Source organism: Clostridioides sp. ZZV14-6345 (assembly GCF_020657775.1).
GTDB classification, from domain to species: domain Bacteria; phylum Bacillota; class Clostridia; order Peptostreptococcales; family Peptostreptococcaceae; genus Clostridioides; species Clostridioides difficile_D.
In genome coordinates this window covers 1-22,772 of record NZ_JAGWCX010000051.1, presented here as the reverse complement: position 1 = coordinate 22,772, position 22,772 = coordinate 1, and the positions used below count along the sequence as shown (strand labels likewise).

Below are 22,772 nucleotides of genomic sequence, written 5' to 3'. Positions count from 1 at the left end.
AATATTTTACATAGAAGGATGGTGAAATACTGATATGGTAAACACAGAAATTATGAATAAACTAGATATCTATACAGTTTTAGTAAATATATTTGAGAAAAGATCAAAAATAAATTTCGATGAAAATTGTGATTTAAAAAATGAAAATTTATTTGAATCTAAGATAATGATGCCTGCTCGTGAACTAGTATTAACATTGTATGATATAGAAGACTATTTTTCTATATCTATTCCAGAGGATGTGATTTTATCAGGAAGATTTAATTCTTTTAACAATATTTATGATATTGTTAAAAAACTTGAGAATTCTATTAATTTTAATTAATTAAAATATAATAATATAACAAATGAGAGGGGAAAAATGATATGTCTAATTTTGGAAAAAGAAATTTATATGATTCTGCAAATGGAGAAATAGATCCTAAAGGAGGATGTAATTGTGGTGCTATGTGTGCAAATCTATGTTCTTGTAGTTGTTCTGGGGGAACATGGTCATTTTATCACACAAATCAAGTGAAAGGTTCTAAAATAAATAATGGTCAGCAATTTAGATCACCAGGAGAAATACCTGGACAAAAAAAATAAAAAGAGTTAAATATAATTAGTTTTCGCTTTATCAATTAACATAATTAACTTTATTAAAATTAATAGAATCTAATTACAATTGTTTATTATATCTATAAAAGCAACTTTAAAATACCTTGTTTTATATATGTTAATTAAAAATGGTAGGAGCTGTCGTGCTAGAAAATAGTGCTACAGCCCCATTTTTACATAAATAACTTTATTTATAATATATCATTATACTTTCGTAAGGTTTTATTTCCATTTTATTTTCAATTATATCTCTAGTGTAATTGGTTTCAAGTATTGTGTAGTTTAATTTATTCAAATAAGTTTCAGGTAATTTATATACTACATTATCATGAGTAAAATTACTTATAACAAGAAGCTTTTGTTTTTTATATTCTCTTTCATAAACAAATAGATTTTTATGATTTTCATCTAGTAATCTGTAAGTACCTTCTGTAAAAATATCATATTGCTTACGATATTTGATTAATCTTTGATAAGTGTAAAATACTGAACGTGAATCGTTAAGCTCATTTTCTACACTAATATTGTCATTATTAACTTTTAACCACGGTTTATGATTAGAAAATCCCTTATAAATAGTATTATCCCATTGCATAGGAGTACGAGCATTGTCTCTAGATTTCTGTTGGAGTATAAGCAATGCTTCCTTTTCATCAATACCAGATTTAATCATATGATAGTATGCATTTTTACTCTCGGCATCGTCATATTCATCTATTTTAGTGAAGTAGGCATTTGTCATACCTATTTCCTCACCTTGATATATGTAGGTAGTACCTTGTAAACCAAATAGTGTTATAGCTAACATCTTAGCACTTTCTTGACGAAAAAATCTATCATCTCCAAATCTAGATAAAGCTCTAGGTTGGTCATGGTTAGAGTAAAATAGAGCATTCCATCCTTTTCCTTCGTACATTTTATATTGAAAGTCAGATTGTGCTTTTCTTAATTTATCTAAAGAAAACATTTCATTAGTCCATTTTACACCTCCTTTATAATCTGTTTTCATATGATGGAAGCTAAAAACCATAGATAGTTCTTCTCGATTTTCTCTAGTATAGTTGATACACTCTTCAGGTGTAGTAGATGACATTTCACCTACAGTAACTATATTTTTAGGTTTGAAAACTTTTTGATTCATATTATGTAAATATTCGTGTATACGAGGACCATCAGCGTAGTGAGTTCTTCCATCTCCTTTTGGTCCTGTTATAGGGTCATCAGGTAATCCAGGTGTTTTGGATAGTAGGTTGACTACATCTAAACGAAAACCATCAATACCTTTGTCAGCCCAAAATTCTAGTATTTTGTAACATTCTTCACGGACTTTTTCATTTTCCCAATTTAAATCAGCCTGAGTTTCTTCAAATAAATGTAGGTAGTATTGATTCGTAGTCTTATCATATTTCCAAGCAGTTCCACTAAATCTGGATATCCAGTTATTAGGTACAGAACCATCAGGTTTAGCATCCTTCCAGAAATAATAGTCACGATATGGATTGTCTTTGCTTTTTTTAGATTCTTTAAACCATTTATGTTCAGTAGATGTATGGTTTAAAACCATATCCATCATTATCTTTAAATCTCTTTTATGTGCTTCTTTTAAGAGTTTTTCAAAGTCACTCATTGTACCATATTTCGGGTCTATATTATAATAATCTTCTATATCATACCCGTTATCTCTTTGAGGGGAAACATACATAGGAGTCAACCATAATAAATCAACACCTAAAGAAGAGAGATAATCTAACTTTTCTATAATACCATTTATATCACCTATACCATCATTGTTGCTATCTTTGAAACTTTTTGGATATATTTGATAAACAGTTGCTTTTTTCCACCAATTTTTCATACTCGACACCTCCTGTAATTTATAAGTTAATTATAATATGTTTAAACAAATTGTCAAGTATAAAACTAGTATTAAAGCTTTAGTATAAAATAAAAATATATTTGTATAAACATATAATTATATATAGAATAGTGAGGTTAGTAGCGTATAAAGTGATTAAGCGCAAAAAAATTATGTTTAATTAAACATAATTCTTTTAATATCTTTGAGTAACATCCATAAATATAAATGTTTCAGGTGTATGCTTTGATTCTGTATATTCAAAAAGCTTTCCATCATCAGTATATACACTATTTTTAATAACACCAACACAATTATAATCATTTAAAGGTAGTGTTTTTAACTCAAGTTCAGTAGCTTTTTCAATTTTAAATATCTTTCTGGATGAAACAATTTTTGTACCCAGACACTCTTTTATATATTTGTAAATGGAACCTTGTGCTATAGAAACATCAAGGCCTTTAACTACACTACATAAAAAATAATTAATGTCGAGTATTTTAGGTATATTATCAATATATCGTAGTCTGTGAAGGTGATATACTTCACTGCCAACCTTAAAACCTGTCTTTTTAGACAACTTATTATCAATTAAGATTTTGCTGAAATGAAGAACACTAGTAGCAGTATTAACCTTTTTGTCTTCTACAATCGACTCTACACCCTTGAAATTGTGCATATTTAGAAAAAAATCATTAGAAAAACTATTCTCTAATACTACAACGCCCTTGCCTTTTATACTTTGAACATATCCTTCTGTGTTTAGCTGAGAAATTGCTCTACGTACAGTATTTCTACTACATGAAAACCTTTCAATAAGTTGAAGTTCAGTAGGCAACATCATATTACTTGTATATTTACCATCAAGTATTTCTTCTTTTAATACTTCATATATCTCTGAAAATTTATTTTTAGCCATATACCCCTCCTTAAAGGTCTTTAGTAATATTATTGAACTGATATGAACAAATTATATCAAATGTGTTTAGACATGTATAGTGAAAATGTAATGATATAAAGCATAAAAAGGATAAAATTAAACTAGTTTGTGAGTTACTTTGAATATATGATTAAACATATTTTGAAAATAAAAAAAATTAATATGAAAAAATAGACTAGATATAGCAATATACACAAAAGTATTTAGATACGGAATTAAATGGTAAAAATAAAATAAATAAAAAATATTGACAATTTGTTTAAACAAATATAATATTTAAGATATAAAATCTAAATAAATCGTTTTCAAAAAAATTTAAATCGAAAGAGAAAGGGGATTGAATATGAAGAGGTTCTTAAACAAGATGATGCAACAACTGTCACTTTTAGGAAAGACTATGCTGGTGCCTATAGCTGTAATGCCAGCAGCAGGTATATTAGGGTTATTATTTGGAACAAATATGCTTAATGTCCCAGCTATATCTAATATATCTAATATAGTATTTTCAAATGTGGACTACTTATTTTTATTAGGAGCAGCTAGTGCCTATTCAAAGTCTAAGGATAAGACAAGTGTAATGGTTGCAGCAGTAGTTGCATATATGATATTTAAGTCAAATTTAGAGTTAATGAATGAAACATTAAATGCAGGAGTATTTGGTGGGATAATTGTTGGAGCTTGTATAGCATGGACTTATAATAGAACACATAAAGTTAAAGTTCCTGCGTTTTTAAGTTTTTTTGCAGGGGAAAAGTGTGTAATTACATTATCTCCAATAGTAGCTTTAATTTTATCATACATATTTAGTTTATTATGGATATATCCACAAGCTGCAATGAATCAATTTGGTTTATGGTTAGGAGGAGCTGGTGCAATAGGAATATTCTTATTTTTGTTCTGTAATCGTGCATTAATACCAACTGGATTGCATCAAGTTTTAAATGCTTACATACTATTTGAAATGGGTGAGTATACAACATCAACAGGAGAAGTTATAAGAGGGGAGATTCCTAGATTTATGGCAGGAGACCCAAATGCAGGATTCTTCTGGACAGGATTTTATATAATTATGATGTTCTCAATACCTGCTATTTCTTATGCTATATATAAAACAGCACAGGATAAAAAGAAGCAAGAAGTAAAAGGGGCAATGACGGCTGGAGCATTAACTTCTTTTATGGCAACGGTAACTGAACCTATAGAGTTTTCGTTTTTGTTTGCATCTCCAAAGTTATATATAATTCATTCTTTTTATTCTGGTCTAGGTGGAGTTGTACTATATTTACTGGGGGCTCGTTTGGGTTCATTTAATGGAGCAAGTATAATTGACTATGTCTTAAGCTTTAGTTATGGGGATAAAGCATGGTTAGTTATACCTATAGGAATTGTATTCTTTGTATTATATTATGTAACATTTAAATACATAATAATAAAAGACAATGTACAAACACCAGGACGTGAAGTTGAGATAGAGATAGGTGATAAAGTTAGTGAAAAAGAAAAGAATTTAAAACTTTCTCATGGCAATTTTTCATATATGGCTAAGCATATAATTAAAAATTGTGGTGGTTATGAAAATATAGTGACACTTAATAATTGTATGACGAGATTGCGTTTAGAAGTGAAAGATGCAGCTCTTTTAAATGATGATAACATAAAAAAAACAGGGGCAAAAGGAGTAATCAAGTTGAGTAATACATCAGTTCAAATAATCATAGGAACGGATGTTGTTAAAGTAAAGGATGAGATGGAAATGCAACTTGATGAGTTGAGAAAGCAGGCAGAAGCATAAAATGAAGAAATTAGTAGTTAGGGCAGACGATATAGGATATTCAGAAGGTGTTACACTAGGAATAATATCTTCTTATAAGAATGGTATTGTTACAAGTGCTGGAATCATGGTGAATATGCCTTTTTCAAGAAAAGCTATAGAAATGGTAAAAAATGATGATATATGCTTTGGTTTACATGTTAACCTAGTAATAGGAGAACCTTGTTGTAAAGAACAGATTAAGATAAAGAATTTGTTAGATGAAGGTGGAAAATTTGTTTCTAGCAAAATAAGAAGAGCACAACTACTTACAGGTAAAGATATTTTTAATTATGAAGAAGTATATGAAGAAGTTTGTGCTCAAATTGAAACTTATAAGTTGTATATGAACAAGTTGCCTGAGTATATTGATATACATGGGATAGAAGATGATGTATCAATATCGGCAATGTGTGATGCTGGAAAAGAACATGGTATACCAAGTTGTCCTTATTATTTAGATTCAAGTATTAGCATGCCAAGCAAATATCCTCAGAATCATTTTTACAAGTTAGACAAATCTTTTGTTAAATTATTTGAAGAAAAGTATATAAATTTAGATAAAGATATAACACTAATGGTTACTCATCCAGGATTTATAGATTATAATCTTATTAAATCATCTTCTCTTGTTCAAGAAAGAGTATATGAACATGCAATGCTATGTGATAAGGATGTTAAAATGTGGTTAAAAAGAAATAATATTGAGTTGGTTGATTTTAGAGACCTTTTAAAGGCTAATAATTAGATATAAAGAATAGATTACCCAAAATATTAATTAAAAATGAGTATTTGAAATAAAATGTGTATTTTCTAAAAGAATATTGATGGAGATGTATCAAAATAAAAATTTGAATCATCTCTATCAATATAGGAAGTACACATTTTTTATGTATAATAAAGGGAGTAGTACGCATTAAAAAATTAAAAATTTTAAATTATAATAACATTAATAAAAAATTTAGATAATATTTGAGCATTTTATGTAAAATAATAAAATAGATGGAGGATAAACTATGGAATTTTATGAAAGAGCAAAAAAATATGAGTATAAATTTACAGATATAGAAGACATGATAATTGAATATATGAGAAAAAACAAAGAAGAAGTAGTAAAATTATCAATACAATCTTTAGCAGATAAATTTTTTACTGTGCCAAATACTATAGTTAGGCTATGTAAAAAGATGGAGTATGATGGTTTCTCCCAGCTAAAAAATAATTTAAAAGAAGAGTTAAAAGATAAGAATAAAGAGCCTAAAGATGGTTTTGAATCAGATATAAAAAAGACATTAGAGCTAATAGATTATGGAAAAATAAATAAAGTAGCAGATATAATTCAAAAATCTAGGAATATTATAGTTTATGGAATAGGTCAAAACATTCCTTTATGTGAGATATTAGTAAAAGAAATTAGAGGTGGTCATAATAATATAACTTACTATAGCCAAAGACATGAAGTACTTCATGATATAGGCAAATTAGGTGAACAAGATATGTTTTTTGTACTTAGTTTAAGTGGGGAAACAAGAGAAGTGATAGAAGCAGCAAAGATAGCAACTGATAAAGGATGTAAGGTAGTAGCTTTAACACATATATGTGAAAATCAATTACAACAAATTGCAGATATAAGTTTATATTGCTATTCGACAATTAGACAAGTAAATGGATACAATATATCAGATAAGGTTCCAATCATGATGATTATGAGAGCAATAATAGAGCAATACTGGTTAAGATAGAGGTTTGTGTATAAATACACAAACCTCTATTTTTAAAAAAGAAATTATGTGTATAATTTCAAAAAAACATTTTCATGATTTATTTTATGCTATATTCATAACATCAAATGATTTAAGGAGGTTCAGCACCGATTTATAACTGCTCTCCTGCATAGGGTAGCCGTTGGGACTGAGGAACAGAAAATTGCGGTAACCGTCTATCTCTTTGAGCTTTGGCTTTTGATTCCTTTTCAGCACTCTTTGAAAGGCTTTCTCTGTTTCTTCGCTTATAGGCACGTTGCGGACACCGCTTTTTGTCTTTGGCTCTGCTATGTAGAAGCCGTCCTTGTCTTTGAGTAGCTGATGATTGATACGGATTGCATGGTTCTTGAAATCCAAATCATTCTTTGTCAGTACGCACAGTTCCTAGATACGCAATCCTGTTTTCAGCAGGATAAGCACATCATCATGATACTTGCTGTAAACGTTGTCTTGCTTCATAAAGTCTAATAGCCTTGCTTCCTGCTACTCGCTCAATGTGATTTTCGGCTTGCTGTCGTCCTCTATGACCTCGCTTAGCTGGAAATCAAACGGGTTCTTCCTTACACAGTGTCCTCTATCGCCATGTATAAGGACGCTTTCAAGGAACGCTTGTAGTTATTGATAGTCTTGTAGGAAAAGCCATTCTCTTTCATTCTGACCGCCCATTCCTTAGCGTATGACGGCTTTATGCTGGCTATGCTCCTTTGCCGACAGCCCATGCCCCTCAATTCCAACAAAACGCCTATAGAAACGTCTTTAGAAGGCATGACGATAATCTCTCCATAGATATATTGTTCTTCATAGCCAAACAGTCCGTAATCTTCATGAATAAAATATTCGCTTTTCATAGCCAGCACGTTTTGGATAATCTCCAATGCGTCTGTGGTAGGGAAGCGAACACGCAGATAATCAACTGTCAGTGTAAACGGCTGTGTGCATTTACAGTAATCAAGATAATACAGGAGCGTATGCTTCATTTCCCTGCTGACTCGTGTCTTGCCGTTCTCAATTTCATTTAAGTTTTGCCTGCTGATATGAAGGTCCTTTGCCAGTCTTGTTTGTGAATAGCCGCAGGCGTTCCGTTTTTCTTTCAGTGCTTCCATAAATTCCATGTCATTCATGTTCCATTCGTCCAATCAAAAAAGGCATACGCTCATAGGAGCATACACCTTGTATCATGTATTTTCTTGCTATCGATATGCTGTTTTAGACCTATCGGGTAGAATTGACAGGGTGTGAAGTGCAGTAAGTCCTTATAACCTTATAAATCGTTGCATATCGGCATTTTTGTATTTGTTTTGTCCATTGTTTCTTGTAATAGTACCCCCTGTTAGATAACGGGGGCTTTGAACGGCTCGCTAAAGCTCGCCGAACTGAACCGCCCCCTCGACAGCAAGCTGGCGTGGCGATATGTCTTGCGAGCGCCACCGTGGGCGGATCACTCCGTCGGCTTGTAAGATTTTGAGCGTATCTTTCGCATAAACTAAGATTTATCTTTTTCTATATGTGAATACAATCCCGATTATAGAGCCAATAAAGACGAATGGTGCAAATCTTACGAATAAAAATTCAACACCATGCAACATTGTACCTGCAACTGCCAATTCTGGAATATTGTAATCCCAATTCAAATATTCGCTGTGCATAGTTGCAAAAGCAATAAATACTATTATTATAATCGCACAAAATGAAATAAGCAGGTAACGAATTATCCTAATTCTCATCTCACTTCTTTTAGCAAATTGGAGATTAATACTCTCAAGCTTTTCAGAAATACTCTTTAAATCCAATTCATTCAAACAATGTTCCTGTACAGTTTCTCCAAGCAATATACTTACAGAAGTATCTAGTTCGTCTGCTAAAGAAATAAGCATACTTGAGTCAGGAACCGATAGTCCTTTTTCCCATTTAGATACCGTCTGCCTTACTACATTCAGCTTTATAGCAAGTTCTTCTTGCGATAAACCTTTTGTTTTTCGTAGATTCTTAATATTTTCATTCAACATAACCTGTGCCTCCTTTGTTTTGATACAACTATTAAATATCAAAACGACCGTTGCTACAAGCAACGCAAATTAACATTTGTCATTACTGCAACAAATTTTCATTTATCGTTTGCTCTACAAACTGGAAGTTGCATATCATAACAGTAATATTATTTGCTTTTTCTCAAAGATTGGTCTGTACAAAAAATCACAGTATAAATAAAATTTATTATACCTATTGAAAATGGAACTGTAATTTCTTGCAAATAGGAATAAATTTGTATACAAAATCTATCTAATGGTGTTAGGAATATTGCCATTCCCACTGATAAAATCATTCCAATAATGGATAATTTCAAATTTTTCTTATTTTTGAAATGTGAGATAATATATTTATAGAATTGTAACGCACAAATCCACATCGAAAATACAATTATTGAATGAGAAATTCTTTCTGTTAGTCTTCCTTGCAATACAAAAGAAAACAATATCGTAAAAAATATCGTTGCAATGATTGGAGCAACTACTATAATTATTGATAATATCCTAGCAATCTTCTTTGATTTTTCTTCGACTATTTTCTTTTTTTCATATATTCCCAAGACCGCAAAGTAAAAACATACAAGCACAACTAAAGCAACATATATCATAATAACTTCTCCTAAAATTCGGATTTTACTTTTTCTTTTTCGTTCCAAAATATATCGCAATACCCGCACATAATAATACAACACCAACGCATATCCATAATATCATATTTATAATTTTCCCTTACACAACTTCCAATTTGTCTTTATCTGTATTATATCATGTGTATTATATCATGCTGTTATAAACATTGTCATTTCTTTTCTGCTTTTGAAAAGCTACTTATTAGCCTATGTTTTGTAAAGGTTGCTATTCAGCATTGCTTACGCAACAAGCCTTTGACAAACCATAGACTAATAAGTTTTAAGGTAATCAAGCAGAAATGAAATAGTATGCTGTTACACTGCATAGAAAAAGACACTCTGTTTCAAGCGTCATTCTTCCATAACTTTATATAACTCCCTATAAATCGTTACATAAGGCTCTTTCATTTGTTGTAATTTTCTTCTTTTTTCTTTAGTTGTTTTACTGATAGATACTGTATTTATGCGGATATTTCCGATTTCCTATCTATTTTTTGCAGGAAAAAAAGATAGATAGTATAAGTTGTATACAAAGAAAGATTTAGAGTATAAAATAAAAGATAAATTAAGCTTATAAAATTATATGTTTAAAATAAGGAGTAGATAAATATGAAAGTATTAATTTCTATAGATTCCTTGAAAGGAAGCTTATCCTCAATAGAGGCAGCAAATGCAATAAAAAAGGGGATATTGAAAGTTAAAGAAGATGCACAAGTAAAGATATTGCCACTTGCTGATGGTGGTGAAGGGACAGTAGATGCTTTAGTTCAAGGAATGAACGGTGAAAAAGAAACTATAGCAGTTACTGGGCCAATAGTTAAGAAAGTAAATGCAACATATGGATTATTAAAAGATACAAGTACAGCAATAATAGAAATAGCTCAAGCATCAGGATTAACATTAGTTCCAACTGAACTTAGAAATCCTTTATACACTACAACTTATGGTGTTGGGGAAATAATAAAGGAAGCAATAAATAAAGGATATAGAAATTTTATAATTGGAATAGGTGGAAGTGCTACTAATGATGCTGGAGTGGGTATACTTCAAGCTTTAGGATTTGAGTTTTATGATAAAAATAACAAATTAGTAGGATTAGGTGGAAAAGTTTTAAATGAAATAAGATATATAAAAATAGAGAATAGATTAAAAGAATTAGATGAATGTAACTTTAAAATAGCTTGTGATGTAAATAATCCGCTGTTTGGAAAAAACGGAGCTGCATACATATACGGGTCTCAAAAAGGTGCAACATCAGAAATAATTGAGGAGTTAGATAATGGGCTTAGAAATTTTTCTAAAGTAGTTAAAAATTACTTAAATAAAGATGTAGCTAATGTAGAAGGAGCAGGTGCAGCAGGAGGATTAGGTTTTGCGTTTTTAGCATTTTTAAATTCAAAATTAGAATCTGGAATAAAAATAATATTAGAAGAAATTAAATTAGAGGAAGAGTTAAAAGATGTAGACTTTGTTATAACTGGCGAAGGTAGATTGGACAATCAAACTGCTATGGGCAAGGCACCAATAGGAGTTGCAAAACTGGCAAAAAAGTATGGTGTAAAAGTAATAGGTTTGGCTGGAGCAACAACAGAAGATGCAGTTAAATGTAATGAAGAGGGGATAGATGCTTATTTTTCTATAGTAAATAGAGCTATGACAATAGAAGAAGCAATGGATAAAGAAACTGCTAGTGACAATATGACGGCTACAACAGTACAAATATTTAATCTTATAACTAGTGTACAATAGTTAAGAAATAAGTCATATTAAAAATAAGATATATTAGGTAAAAAAAGAAAGCTGTCACATATGAATTTAGACTTTTAGTGTGACAGCTTATTTATTTTGTGTTAGTAATTTTAAAAATAGGTCTTGCAAATAGATTAATGAATTTATATATTTTGAATAAGATAAGTTATTCTATTCATAAAACTACTATAACTATCTGCCTTAGTAAGTTCTTTAACATTGTTCCACTCTGATAATATTTCAATAAAGCTTTCAAATATGTAATTGAATTTTTCCTTTTCCTTTTCATTTATGGGTATCATAGCTATAATTTGAACTTTTTCCTTACCCCATTTAACTGGTTTATCGTTGACAATTAGACAGACTCCAGTTTTTAAAGCATCCATTTTCATACTATGAGGAATTGCTACGTTGTTATTAAATGCGGTTGAAGACATGTTTTCTCTTATAAGAACATCATCTATGTAATTGGGTTTAACATATTTATTTTCGTACAGAATATTTCCCATAAATTTTATATAATCTTTAGCACTATCTAAATATATATTTTTCATAAATAAAGATTCACTGAAGTACATTTCTAAATGATTCTGTACAGTAAGTATGTTTTTTCTATCTTTAATCTGAATAAATTTACTTTGGATATTATCATAATCTTTTCTATTTAGGTAAGGATTTACATAAACAAAAGGTATAGGACATCTATCACTAATTGGTAAAGTAGTAATAACCATGTCTACTTTATTATCAAAGTCCAGGTTATGAGTATCTGAAAAAATTTGAATAACTTCTATAGACTCATTAAATCTCTTTTCAAGGTCTCTTACTATTTTGAGTTGTAAATCATAATAGTTTGGAGTAATTAATGCACAGAGAACTTTATCTTCTAGTAATTTTTGTCTATCAAAAAATGAACCTACATGAAGAGATATATACGATATTTCATCTTCATCTATTTCTATGTTTTCTAAAATTTGAATCTGATTACAAATATAAACAGATATATCATATATCAGAGGGTAGGAGTCTTTTAACTTCTGAGGTATTTGATTTCTCAAAACTTGATTATTTTTAGCCCTACTGATTAAGTTTTTTACATGAAGAGTAAATTTTACAACAAATTCATCATCAGATAAATCTATAAAGTATAAGTCATATACATTTTTAATTATTTTTTTAGTTAATTCAACAAAATGTTCATTTATATAATTTGACAATGACTTAGTATCCATTTGATGATAGTTTAAGACTGTGGTTTTGTTTGTTAACTGAAATACTAAGTAGTACAATTCTGCACTAGTTAAAGTTATGTTGTATTCAGACTCTAAAAAATCTGATATATCTCTTGAAATGTTTATATCTATATTATTATTATCTATGTAGCTCACTACTTCGACAGACTCTATGTAGTTATTCTTTTTTATTCTGTCTATAGTTATCATTAAATGAAGAAGTATGTTATTTATAGCATACTCATTTATAAACAAATTGTATTTTTTTAATATATATATTATATTTTCTTTTAGTTTAGTTAAATTATACTCTTGATATATTTTTTGTACGTCAAATAAGCTTAAAAAATCACTTCCTGTTTCTTTAAATATTATAGAGCTCATTAATTTACGCTTTGCAGACTCATTTCCAACTAGTTTCAATAAAAATCTCGATTGCTTTATCTTTAAATTGTAACTTCCTATAAATTTATTAGCTTTGACTATGTCCCCTTCAATAGTAGATGGGCTAACAAATAATTCTTCACTTAAATCAAACATATTAATTCCATTACTATTAACTATAAGTTCTTTCAAAATTAAATTTAATCTATTATCAGGTGATATATTATCTGAACTATCAATTTTAGTTTGAGAATTATTATTAAGATTTAGTTTATATCCTTTTTTAGAGGATAATATAAATTCACCAGTAGAATTAATTTCATTTACATACTTTCTAATCGAACGTGTTGATACATTAAGATAATTGGCTAATGTGGATGAATCTATCCAATCGTGTTGCGTTTTTATGAAATTTAAAAATAACTCTTTTTTAGATGTTTTCATTAGATTCCCTCTCATAGTTTTAAAATAAAATCTGTATGATATGATATTTATGTAATTGAATGTACGTATTATAATGTACATTATACTATATATTAATATGTCTAGTTAAGAGTAAATGATTTCCTATTATTAGGAAATATATTTATGTGAAAGGAAATTATTTAGGAAGTACAATATAAATATAATCAAATAAAATAAAAAATTCATTAAGAAATAAATTAATGGATAAAAATACTGGAGGTATTGTTATGAAAAATATAAGAGTGTTATTGGCATGTGGTTCAGGGGCAAGTACAGGTTTTATGGCAACTAGTATGAGAAAGAGTGCAAAGAAAAAAGGCATAGAAGCAGATATAAAAGCTAGAAGTGAGTCAGAGATAGATAAATATTTACCAGAAATAGATTGTTTATTATTAGGACCACATTTAGATTATATGAAAGATGAAATCCAAAAAAAAGCTGATGAATATAATGTTCCAGTGGCATGTATATCTAAAACTGCATATGGAAGATTAGATGGTGTAAAGGCTTTAGAAGAAGCATTAGAATTAATATCAAATAAATAAAATATTTATGGGGAGATTGTTTATGAATAAATTTATAGATTTGTTAAGTGAAAAGTTTACTCCTGTTGTAAATAAGATAACTAAGAATATATGGGTACAATCAGTTCAATCAACTATAATGAAAGTTTTACCTATGGTATTTGTAGGTTCTTTAGTAACTATAGTTTCTGTCTTGAAGAATTACATAAGTTTCTTGCCTGATTTAAGTCCAATAAATCAATATACATTTGGACTTTTAGGACTATTTATAGCATTTTTATTACCTATGGAAATAATGAAGAATAAGAAATTTGAAAGTATGAGTGTAGTAGCTGGTCTTGCAGGTGCTGGATTAATGTTAATGATGATTCGTCCAGAGATTACGAATGAAGGAGCTATATTTAACTTCAATAGATTTGGAGGAGAAGGAATGCTTGTAGCACTAGTTGCAGGATTATTCTCCGGATTAATAATGTCTTTATTTGGGTCTTTCTCATTTTTTGGTGAAGATTCAGCACTTCCTGATTTTGTAAGTAAGTGGTTTGATAGTATGTTACCTATAGCAGTAATAATGTTTATAGGTTGGGGACTAATTTATGGACTTAACTTTGATATGTTTGAAATAATAGTTAGGATATTTAAACCAGTATCAGATATAGCACAAACATTGCCTGGATTTGTACTGTTAAACTTCTTAGTAGTATTTTTATATTCTTTAGGTATAAGTGGGTGGGTATTATCTCCGATAACTTATGCAATTCAGCTTAGTGCAATTGCAGCGAATGCAGCAGCTGTAGCATCAGGAGGGCTTGCAACTAATATATATACTTATGAAGTTGTTCAAACAGGCTGGATAACTTTAGGTGGATGGGGAGCAACATTACCACTAGTGCTAATGATGTGTTTATCTAGAGCTGGAAGAATAAAAGCAATAGGAAGAGCATGTATCGTTCCTTCTATAATGAACATAAATGAACCAGTAATGTTTGGAGCTCCAGTAGCATGGAACCCATTTTTAATGTTACCTATGTGGATAGGAACAGTAGTAATATCAATAACTACTTACTTATCAATGAGTATGGGATTTGTGACAATTCCGAGTAAGGTGTTTAATTTATGGTATGTTCCTTTTGGTATATCTACTTTTATGGTAAATCAAGATGTTAGAGGGCTTCTTGTTTTAGCAATAAATATAGTATTACTATTCATGATATGGTATCCATTTTTTAAAGCTTATGAAAAAGAAGAACTAAAACTAGAGAGTCAAGAAGCTTAAATTTAGATGTTGAAAGGAAATTATAAATATGACAATTGAAGAACATGTAATAGATGAAGAATTAATAGAAGTAGCAATGCAAATAATACTTCGTGCAGGTGAGGCTAGGACAGAAATTAAACAAGCTCTTAGTGATTTAGAAAGGTTTGATTATAAAAATGCTGATTTAAAACTAGCTAAAGCAAAAGAGTTTATGACAGAAGCACATAGAGCTCAAACTAACATTATACAAGGGGAAGCTAGTGGAGAAAAAAGAGCCCATTCACTTTTATTTGCACATGCTCAAGATACTCTTATGACAATATTCAGCGAGTTAAATATAACTATGTCTTTGGTAGGAATAGTAAGGTCTATAGAATTTAAGATAAATGATTTAAATAACATAAAATAAGGAGTGATTAAATTGAGTAAGTTTCCTAAAGGTTTTTTGTGGGGTGGGGCTGTAGCAGCTAACCAATTAGAAGGTGCCTGGAATGAAGGTGGCAAAGGGTGGTGTTTAGCTGACGTACATATATATGATAAAGATAGAGATATATCTAAACATTATGAGTCTGATATGACTGTAGATAAAATAAAGTTTGCTATGAAAGATAAGAATGGGTACTACCCTAAGCGTAATGGAATAGACTTTTATCATACATATAAGGAAGATTTAAAGCTTTTAAAAGAACTAGGGTTAAAGTGTTTTAGATTTTCAATAAATTGGGCTAGAATATTCCCAAATGGAGATGATTTAGAGCCTAATGAAGAGGGGCTAAAGTTTTATGATAATCTTATAAATGAAGTAATAGATAATGGTATGGAACCTGTTGTAACCCTACTTCATTATGAGACTCCTTTGAATTTAGTATTAAAATATAAAGGATGGTCTAATAGAAAAGTAGTAGATTTCTTTGTTAGATATGCACAATTAATATTAAATAGATACAAAGATAAAGTTAAATACTGGATAGTTATAAACCAAATAAATTTAATGTATCATGAATCATTTAATTCAGTTGCGTTTTGTGTAGACCAGGTAGATGATGTAGAAGAGGCTAAATATCAAGCTATTCATCATCAATTTATGGCTACAGCTTTAACTAAGAAGCTTGGAAAAGAAATAAATTCAGATATGATGATAGGTATGATGATGGCAGATTGTACATCTTATCCAGAAGATTGTGACCCTGAAAATGTGGTATTTGCTTTAAAAAGAAATAGAATACAGTATTTCTTCACTGATGTAAGTTTTAGAGGGGAGTATCCAGCTTACATCAAGAGATTCTTCAAAGAAAATAACATAAATATAGTTATGGAGGAGGGAGATGATAAAGTATTAAAAGAGAATACTATGGATTTTCTAGCTCTATCATATTATTATTCTACAACAGTATCAGCAAGTAAAAATACTATGAATCCAATTGACAATGTAAAAAATCCATACTTAAAAGCAAATCCTTGGGGGTGGGCAATTGACCCTAAAGGATTATACAATACTTTATCTCAATATTATGATAGATACCAAAAGCCAATAATGATAGCTGAAAATGGATTTGGAATGCATGATGAATTTGAAGATGGAAAAGTTCATGATAGTTACAGAATAGATTATTTAGGAAAACATATAGAACAAATAGGTGAAGCTATAGCTGATGGAACCGAAATATTAGCTTATTGTATGTGGTCGCCAATAGATATAGTAAGTTGTTCATCTCAAGAAATGGAAAAAAGATATGGATTTATATATGTAGATATAGATAACAACGGAAATGGAAGCAAAGAACGTTACAAAAAAGATAGTTTTTATTGGTATCAAAATGTAATAAGAACTAATGGAGAAGAATTAAAAGAAAAAGTAGATAGTTTTTAAATATAAATAATCCCTCTTATAAATACTATGTTATTAATACAGTTTTATAAGAGGGATTATAATTATAAATAAGGTGGTTTATTAATTATGAGTGTCATAAAAAAATTTATATTTGTAATTTTAATTATGAATATACTGGGATGTGGTATATCTCTTATACTTCAGTCAGGTCTTGGTAGTGATGCAATTACACTTTTAAATGAGGGTATACATATAAAGTTAGGTATAAGTTATACAATAGCAGGGCTAATATATAATGGAACTCTATTACTTATAGCATTGTTATTGAATAAAAAAAGTTTGGGATTGGGAAGCTGTGTTTATGTACTAGTAGCAGGAATATTTATAGATTTGTATATATATTTATTATTAGATTTTAATATAAGTAGTTTAGGGATTAGCATTAGAATAATGAGCTTTATAATTGGTCATATACTTATGTGTAGTGGATTTGCAATGCTTATAAAATTTGACATTGGAATGAGCCCTTTAGATGCTATATTAATCTATATTGAGGGCAAATTTAAGTATCCATATAAAGTTTTAAAAACTATAGCAGATGTAATATTTTTAATTTTAGGTGTATATTTAGGTGGGAATTTAGGGTTTGGAACTATATTTTCAATATTATGTACTGGAACTACAATTTCAATTGTTAGTAAGATGATTTCTATTAATAAAAAAAGGTATTACTCAAGTATATAAATCTCAAGTATATAAATTGATAAGTGAGAAAATAGGATAATGTTTATGAATCATTTTCAATAATTCGAGTTAATTTAAGGTCTCAAAAATTGGAGTTACTCAGTTTTAGTAATTGAGTAATTCTTTTTTATTGCAAAATACTATAATAACTACATAATTAATTGAAGTATAAAATTATAATATTATAAATTTACATATATAGACATTGACTAAATCTTAATTGTGTATAAAAATAAGTAGTTAGGAGGTAATATATTATTATATTACTCGATAAATTTAGACAAATAAAACTTATATATAAGGAGAGGTAAGATATGATAGTTGAGCTAAACAAAAGTAATTCTGAAAATCTAACGAAGACGGAACTTGAAATAATTAAATTTATAAATGAAAATGAGTCAATATTACCAGAATTATCTATAGTAGAGATTGCTCATGAAACATATTCATCTCCAGCAACCGTTTCAAGAGCAATTAGAAAATGTGGTTTAAATGGATTTAATGAACTTAGGTATAGATTAACAGTAAAAGATGAAAACAATGATATACAAAATATGGGGGATATAATAAATAAGTCTTTTATAGAAGCACAGAGAGTTATAGAACAAATATCTTTAACTACACTAATTAACATAATAAAAACTATAAACAAATCTAGTAAGATATACATTTTAGCAAGAGGGCTTACTGAATATGTAGCAAAAGAGTTTAGTCTTAAATTGCAACTACTTGACTTTAATGTTGTTTTTATAAATGACCCCAATATAATGAAAATAAAATCTAAATCAATAAAAAAAGACGAACTTATAATTATATTTTCGTTGAATGGAAATACTATAGAACTTGTAGAATCAGCACAGAATGCTAATTTAGTTGGAGCTAAAGTTATAACTTGTTGTTGTAGTGAAAGTGCAAAACTTATAAAGTATTCAGATTTATATATTGTGGGATACAAGCATGAGCATATCTCAATTTCTGAATATGAAGTATCATCTAGGTTGCCTTTGTATATTATATCTAGGATAATTATAGATTATATGGTCAGATATAATGATTCTGAAAATTAAATTGAAAAGTCTATGAAAATTGATTTTCTATTTGTGAAAAGATTTTCATAGACTTTTTTATTATAATGAAAACATACACAGCACAAGCAAGGGGGAAGACAATGATATATACATTAACTACGAATCCAGCAATAGATATGAATATATCTACTAATGGGATAAAGAGTAAATTAGTAAATCGTACATCAAATGCTGTATATTCTCCTAATGGAAAGGGATTAAATGTAACATTTGTACTAGGTCATTATGGTATAGAATCTAAGATATTAGGATTTTTTGGAGGTTTTTCAGGAAAATATATAGTTGAAGAAAGCGAAAAGAGAGGATTTGACGTATTGCCTACTTGGGTAGAAGATACAACTCGTATAAATATATTTTTAAATGATGGAAGTGATGAGTTTAAATTTGTAAACTCTGGGTCATATGTAAACGAAAAACAAAAACTAGATATGATAGAGAAGATAGAGTCTCTAGAAGATATAAGTTACTTATCAATAAGTGGAAGCCTACCACCTGGTATTGATGATAATTACTATGAAGATATATTTAAGATTTGTAAAAAGAAAAATATAAAGACAATACTCGATATAAGTTCACCGAAATTAAAGGAATTATTACAGTATAACCCATATTTGATAAAACCAAATGATGAAGAAATCAAAGATATATTTGGAATTATTGTAAGAGATGAAGAAGATATTAAGGATGTACTCAAGTTACTATACTTAAAAGGTGCTCAAAATATACTGCTAACTTTAGGAGAAAAAGGTTCTTATTTTTACAATGGAAAATCAATTTATTATGCTAGTGCTCAACCAGTTACAGTAGTCAGCTCTGCATGTGCTGGTGACTCTGCATTAGCTGCTTTTCTAAGTATATGGTTGGAAAATCCAGAAGATATTGAATATGCGTTAAAAAGGTCGGCAGCAACAGGAGCAAGTGTGGCTGAAAGTAATGGTATAGGTAATTTAGCGAATGTGGAAGATTATATAAAAAATATAAGAGTCAGAAAGGTGGTATAAAGATGGGAAAGAAGATGATTCTAGGGGTAACAGGTTGTCCAACTGGAATAGCTCATACTTTTATGGCAGAAGAAGCATTAAAAAATTCAGCTAAAGAATTAGGGTGTGATATAAAAGTTGAAACGAATGGAGCTATAGGTGTAGAAAATAAGTTAACAGCAAAAGATATCGAAATGGCAGATGCAATAATAGTTGCTTGTGATAAAAACGTTGATATGGACAGATTCAATGGAAAGCCAGTAATAGAAGTACCTGTTAAAGAAGGTATACATAAAGCTAATGAACTTATACAAAGATGTATTGATGGAACAGTACCTATTAGAAAAGGAAATTCATCAAGTAGTAAAGTTGCAGAGGAAGGAAATTTATCATTTGGTCAAAAGTTATATAAAGACTTAATGAATGGTGTATCTCACATGTTGCCTTTAGTAGTAGCAGGTGGAGTACTGACTGCCATATCATTTTTATGGGGGATTTACTCCTTTGACCCAAATTCAGAACAGTATAATCAGATAGCAGCTACATTAAAATCTGTTGGTGGATATTCTATGAATTTGATGGTTCCTGTACTGGCAGCATTTATAGCTCAATCTATATCGGGGAGAGCTGGTATGTTGGCAGGACTTGTTGGAGGAATGATATCATTCGATACAGGTTCAGGATTTTTAGGTGGAATCATATCAGGATTTTTAGCAGGTTACTTAGTTAAATTATTTGTACATCTGTTAAGAAAACTACCAAGACAGTTAGAAGGTCTTAAATCGATTTTTATAATTCCTATAGTTAGTGTAGGTCTTGTAGGTGTAGCTATGTTGTTACTTGGTGGACCATGTTCAGCACTTAACAATGCTATGATGAACTTCCTATCAGGGTTGCAAAATTCAAGCCCTATAATCTTGGGAATAGTAATAGGATGCATGTCAGCATTTGATATGGGAGGTCCAGTAAATAAAGCAGCATATGTAACTGGAACTATGCTTCTAGGACAAGGAAATTATTTATTCATGGCAGGTGTATCTGCAGCTTGTATAACACCACCATTGGTAATAGCAATAGCGTCCACTCTATTTAAAAATAGATTTACAGAAGAAGATAGAGCAGCAGGGTTAATTAACTATATACTAGGTAGTACTCATATAACAGAAGGTGCAATACCTTTTGCAGCAAAAAATCCATTAAAAGTATTGCCAGTACTTATGATTGCATCATCAATATCATCAATTTTGACTTATATAATGAAAATAGAAGTACCAGCTCCACATGGAGGGTTTTTGGTTCTAGGATTAGTCAATAAGCCACTTTTATGGGTAGGGTGTATATTTGTAGGTTCATTAGTAGGTGCTGTACTTTATATGATGATTACACCGAAAGTCGTAAATGAGAAAAATACGATAGAAAATACAAATACAACTAAAAATGAGCATAAAAATGAAAGTGCAGAATCGGAAAACGTATCTAATGATGTATCTTTATATAGTGAAGAAACAGTAATTTTAGATGTTAAGGGAAAAAATAAAACAGATGTGATTGACGAAATGGTTGGGATACTTGATAAATCAGGTGTTCTTTCAGATAAAAATAAGTTTAAAAAAGAAATCCTTAAAAGAGAAGAAATATCATCTACAGGTTTTGGTATGGGGATAGCGATACCACATGCAAAAACAGATGCAGTAAAAATACCACGTGTAGCAGTGGGTATATCAAAAGAAGGATTTGATTTTGAATCAGAAGATGGAAGTTTAGCACATATTATATTTATGATAGCAGCTACAGATAATGGCGATAATTTACACTTAAAGACATTATCTCAACTATCTTCAAAATTAATGAATGAAGAATTTTTAAATGAATTATTAAATAGCAAAACAAGTAGAGAAATAGTATCAAAATTAAATAATGAAGAAATCAAATCATTATAAACATATAGGAGGATAAATTATGGCATTAGTGACAACTAAACAAATATTATTAGATGCACAAGAAGGGCATTATGCAGTAGGTGCATTTAATGTTGAAAATATGGAGATGGTTATGGCAGTAATAGAGGCTGCTGAAGAACTTAAATCACCAGTAATATTGCAAACAACACCTTCAACAATAAAGTATGCAGGACTGGATTATTATTTAGCGAATGTAAAGGTAGCATCAGAGAAGGCAAGTGTTCCTGTAGCAATGCACTTAGACCATGGTTCAAGTTTTGGACTAGCTATGCAGGCACTTAGAGTTGGATATACTTCTATTATGATTGATGGTTCTCATGAAAGTTACGAAGATAATATTTCAATATCTAAATCTGTTGTAGATGCATGTATGCCTTCAGATATACCTGTTGAAGCTGAATTAGGTAAAGTTGGAGGTAAGGAAGACGATTTAGATGGTGGTGATGGTGGAGCATACACAGACCCATTAGAAGCAAAAGAGTTTGTAGAGAGAACAGGGGTATCATCTTTAGCAGTAGCAATAGGTACAGCACATGGGCTATATAAGGGAGAACCAAAGCTTGATTTAGATAGATTATCTGAGATTAGAGAAGTTGTATCAGTTCCATTAGTATTACATGGTGGGTCTGGGATACCAGATGAGATTATTAAGGAATCTATAAAAAGAGGGATTTGCAAGGTTAATTATGCAACAGAATTAAGAATTGCTTATAGTAATGGGGTTAAGGATGTGCTTAATTCTGACCCAGAAGTAATTGACCCTAAGAAATATGGTAAAAAAGGTTTAGATTCAGTTAAAGAGTTTGTTAAGAGTAGAATGGAAGTTTGTGGATGTGTAGGAAAAGCAGTAGGGACAGTTGAGTGTTAATGATAAAGGGAAAGAATAAGTGAGATTAAATTAAGGGGTGTCTCAAAATGAACTTTTTAGTTCATGA

Annotated in this window: 20 protein-coding genes and 2 pseudogenes; 15 read left to right on the top strand and 7 right to left on the bottom strand. The window is 29.9% G+C overall.

What is annotated here, in order from left to right; genetic code table 11:
* Positions 1-52: 52 nt before the first annotated feature.
* Both KGF39_RS13600 and KGF39_RS13595 read left to right on the top strand, forming a co-directional pair.
* Positions 53-325: a peptide maturation system acyl carrier-related protein gene (locus KGF39_RS13600; protein ID WP_227822712.1), complete on the top strand. Its 273-nt coding sequence runs from the start codon at positions 53-55 to the stop codon at positions 323-325.
* Between the two features lie 41 nt (positions 326-366).
* On the top strand, positions 367-585 hold the full coding sequence (locus tag KGF39_RS13595; protein WP_227822711.1) for a hypothetical protein: 219 nt from the start codon (positions 367-369) through the stop codon (positions 583-585).
* Between the two features lie 199 nt (positions 586-784).
* On the opposite strand, the gene KGF39_RS13590 is transcribed toward KGF39_RS13595, so the two are convergent.
* Both KGF39_RS13590 and KGF39_RS13585 read right to left on the bottom strand, forming a co-directional pair.
* Complete coding sequence (locus KGF39_RS13590; RefSeq protein WP_227822710.1) at positions 785-2,452, bottom strand: alpha,alpha-phosphotrehalase; 1,668 nt, start codon at positions 2,450-2,452, stop codon at positions 785-787.
* Between the two features lie 196 nt (positions 2,453-2,648).
* Positions 2,649-3,371 (bottom strand): GntR family transcriptional regulator, encoded by a 723-nt coding sequence (locus KGF39_RS13585; RefSeq protein WP_227822709.1) that lies wholly within the window; start codon positions 3,369-3,371, stop codon positions 2,649-2,651.
* Between the two features lie 364 nt (positions 3,372-3,735).
* Here KGF39_RS13585 and KGF39_RS13580 point away from each other — a divergent pair, with 364 nt between their 5' ends.
* From KGF39_RS13580 to KGF39_RS13570, 3 genes are all read left to right on the top strand, one after another.
* A complete protein-coding gene (locus KGF39_RS13580) occupies positions 3,736-5,184 on the top strand; it encodes a PTS transporter subunit EIIC (RefSeq protein ID WP_227822708.1) in 1,449 nt (482 codons plus the stop codon).
* A 1-nt stretch (position 5,185) separates the two neighbouring features.
* Positions 5,186-5,950 (top strand): ChbG/HpnK family deacetylase, encoded by a 765-nt coding sequence (locus KGF39_RS13575; RefSeq protein WP_107594019.1) that lies wholly within the window; start codon positions 5,186-5,188, stop codon positions 5,948-5,950.
* A 268-nt stretch (positions 5,951-6,218) separates the two neighbouring features.
* Positions 6,219-6,944: a MurR/RpiR family transcriptional regulator gene (locus tag KGF39_RS13570; RefSeq protein WP_227822707.1), complete on the top strand. Its 726-nt coding sequence runs from the start codon at positions 6,219-6,221 to the stop codon at positions 6,942-6,944.
* 167 nt (positions 6,945-7,111) lie between these two features.
* Here the strand turns inward: KGF39_RS13570 and KGF39_RS13565 are convergent.
* The 4 genes and pseudogenes from KGF39_RS13565 to KGF39_RS13550 all read right to left on the bottom strand — a co-directional run.
* Positions 7,112-7,669 (bottom strand): annotated as a pseudogene (locus KGF39_RS13565) (tyrosine-type recombinase/integrase); the annotation flags it as partial.
* Between the two features lie 57 nt (positions 7,670-7,726).
* A pseudogene (locus KGF39_RS13560) lies at positions 7,727-8,068 on the bottom strand (helix-turn-helix domain-containing protein); the annotation flags it as partial.
* Between the two features lie 387 nt (positions 8,069-8,455).
* Positions 8,456-9,034 (bottom strand): helix-turn-helix domain-containing protein, encoded by a 579-nt coding sequence (locus tag KGF39_RS13555; protein WP_413927088.1) that lies wholly within the window; start codon positions 9,032-9,034, stop codon positions 8,456-8,458.
* Positions 9,035-9,120: 86 nt separating this feature from the next.
* Positions 9,121-9,600 (bottom strand): hypothetical protein, encoded by a 480-nt coding sequence (locus KGF39_RS13550; RefSeq protein WP_227822706.1) that lies wholly within the window; start codon positions 9,598-9,600, stop codon positions 9,121-9,123.
* 630 nt (positions 9,601-10,230) lie between these two features.
* Here KGF39_RS13550 and KGF39_RS13545 point away from each other — a divergent pair.
* A complete protein-coding gene (locus tag KGF39_RS13545; RefSeq protein WP_227822705.1) occupies positions 10,231-11,370 on the top strand; it encodes a glycerate kinase in 1,140 nt (379 codons plus the stop codon).
* 143 nt (positions 11,371-11,513) lie between these two features.
* Here KGF39_RS13545 and KGF39_RS13540 read toward each other — a convergent pair whose 3' ends face one another.
* On the bottom strand, positions 11,514-13,430 hold the full coding sequence (locus KGF39_RS13540; RefSeq protein WP_227822704.1) for a PTS sugar transporter subunit IIA: 1,917 nt from the start codon (positions 13,428-13,430) through the stop codon (positions 11,514-11,516).
* A 248-nt stretch (positions 13,431-13,678) separates the two neighbouring features.
* On the opposite strand from KGF39_RS13540, the gene KGF39_RS13535 reads away from it, so the two are divergent.
* The 9 genes from KGF39_RS13535 to gatY all read left to right on the top strand — a co-directional run bounded on the left by KGF39_RS13535 (position 13,679) and on the right by gatY (position 22,705).
* Positions 13,679-13,996, top strand: coding sequence for a PTS sugar transporter subunit IIB (locus tag KGF39_RS13535; protein ID WP_054275005.1), 318 nt, complete (start codon positions 13,679-13,681; stop codon positions 13,994-13,996).
* 22 nt (positions 13,997-14,018) lie between these two features.
* Positions 14,019-15,251 carry a PTS transporter subunit EIIC gene (locus KGF39_RS13530; protein WP_227822703.1) on the top strand — a complete coding sequence of 411 codons (1,233 nt, stop codon included), beginning with the start codon at positions 14,019-14,021 and terminating at the stop codon, positions 15,249-15,251.
* A gap of 28 nt (positions 15,252-15,279) precedes the next feature.
* Entirely contained in the window at positions 15,280-15,642 is a 363-nt protein-coding gene (locus tag KGF39_RS13525) for a PTS lactose/cellobiose transporter subunit IIA (protein WP_227822702.1), read from the top strand.
* Between the two features lie 3 nt (positions 15,643-15,645).
* Positions 15,646-17,103, top strand: coding sequence for a glycoside hydrolase family 1 protein (locus KGF39_RS13520; RefSeq protein WP_107594014.1), 1,458 nt, complete (start codon positions 15,646-15,648; stop codon positions 17,101-17,103).
* Positions 17,104-17,190: 87 nt separating this feature from the next.
* A complete protein-coding gene (locus KGF39_RS13515; RefSeq protein ID WP_227822701.1) occupies positions 17,191-17,808 on the top strand; it encodes a hypothetical protein in 618 nt (205 codons plus the stop codon).
* A 314-nt stretch (positions 17,809-18,122) separates the two neighbouring features.
* Positions 18,123-18,875, top strand: a complete 753-nt coding sequence (locus KGF39_RS13510) for a MurR/RpiR family transcriptional regulator (protein WP_054275002.1) — start codon at positions 18,123-18,125, stop codon at positions 18,873-18,875.
* Between the two features lie 101 nt (positions 18,876-18,976).
* Positions 18,977-19,897: a 1-phosphofructokinase gene (locus KGF39_RS13505; RefSeq protein WP_227822700.1), complete on the top strand. Its 921-nt coding sequence runs from the start codon at positions 18,977-18,979 to the stop codon at positions 19,895-19,897.
* Between the two features lie 2 nt (positions 19,898-19,899).
* The gene (locus KGF39_RS13500) at positions 19,900-21,816 is read left to right on the top strand and encodes a PTS fructose transporter subunit IIABC (protein ID WP_227822699.1); all 1,917 of its coding nucleotides are present in this window, start codon (positions 19,900-19,902) and stop codon (positions 21,814-21,816) included.
* Positions 21,817-21,835: 19 nt separating this feature from the next.
* Positions 21,836-22,705, top strand: coding sequence for a tagatose-bisphosphate aldolase subunit GatY (gene gatY, locus KGF39_RS13495; protein WP_054274999.1), 870 nt, complete (start codon positions 21,836-21,838; stop codon positions 22,703-22,705).
* Positions 22,706-22,772: the final 67 nt, after the last annotated feature.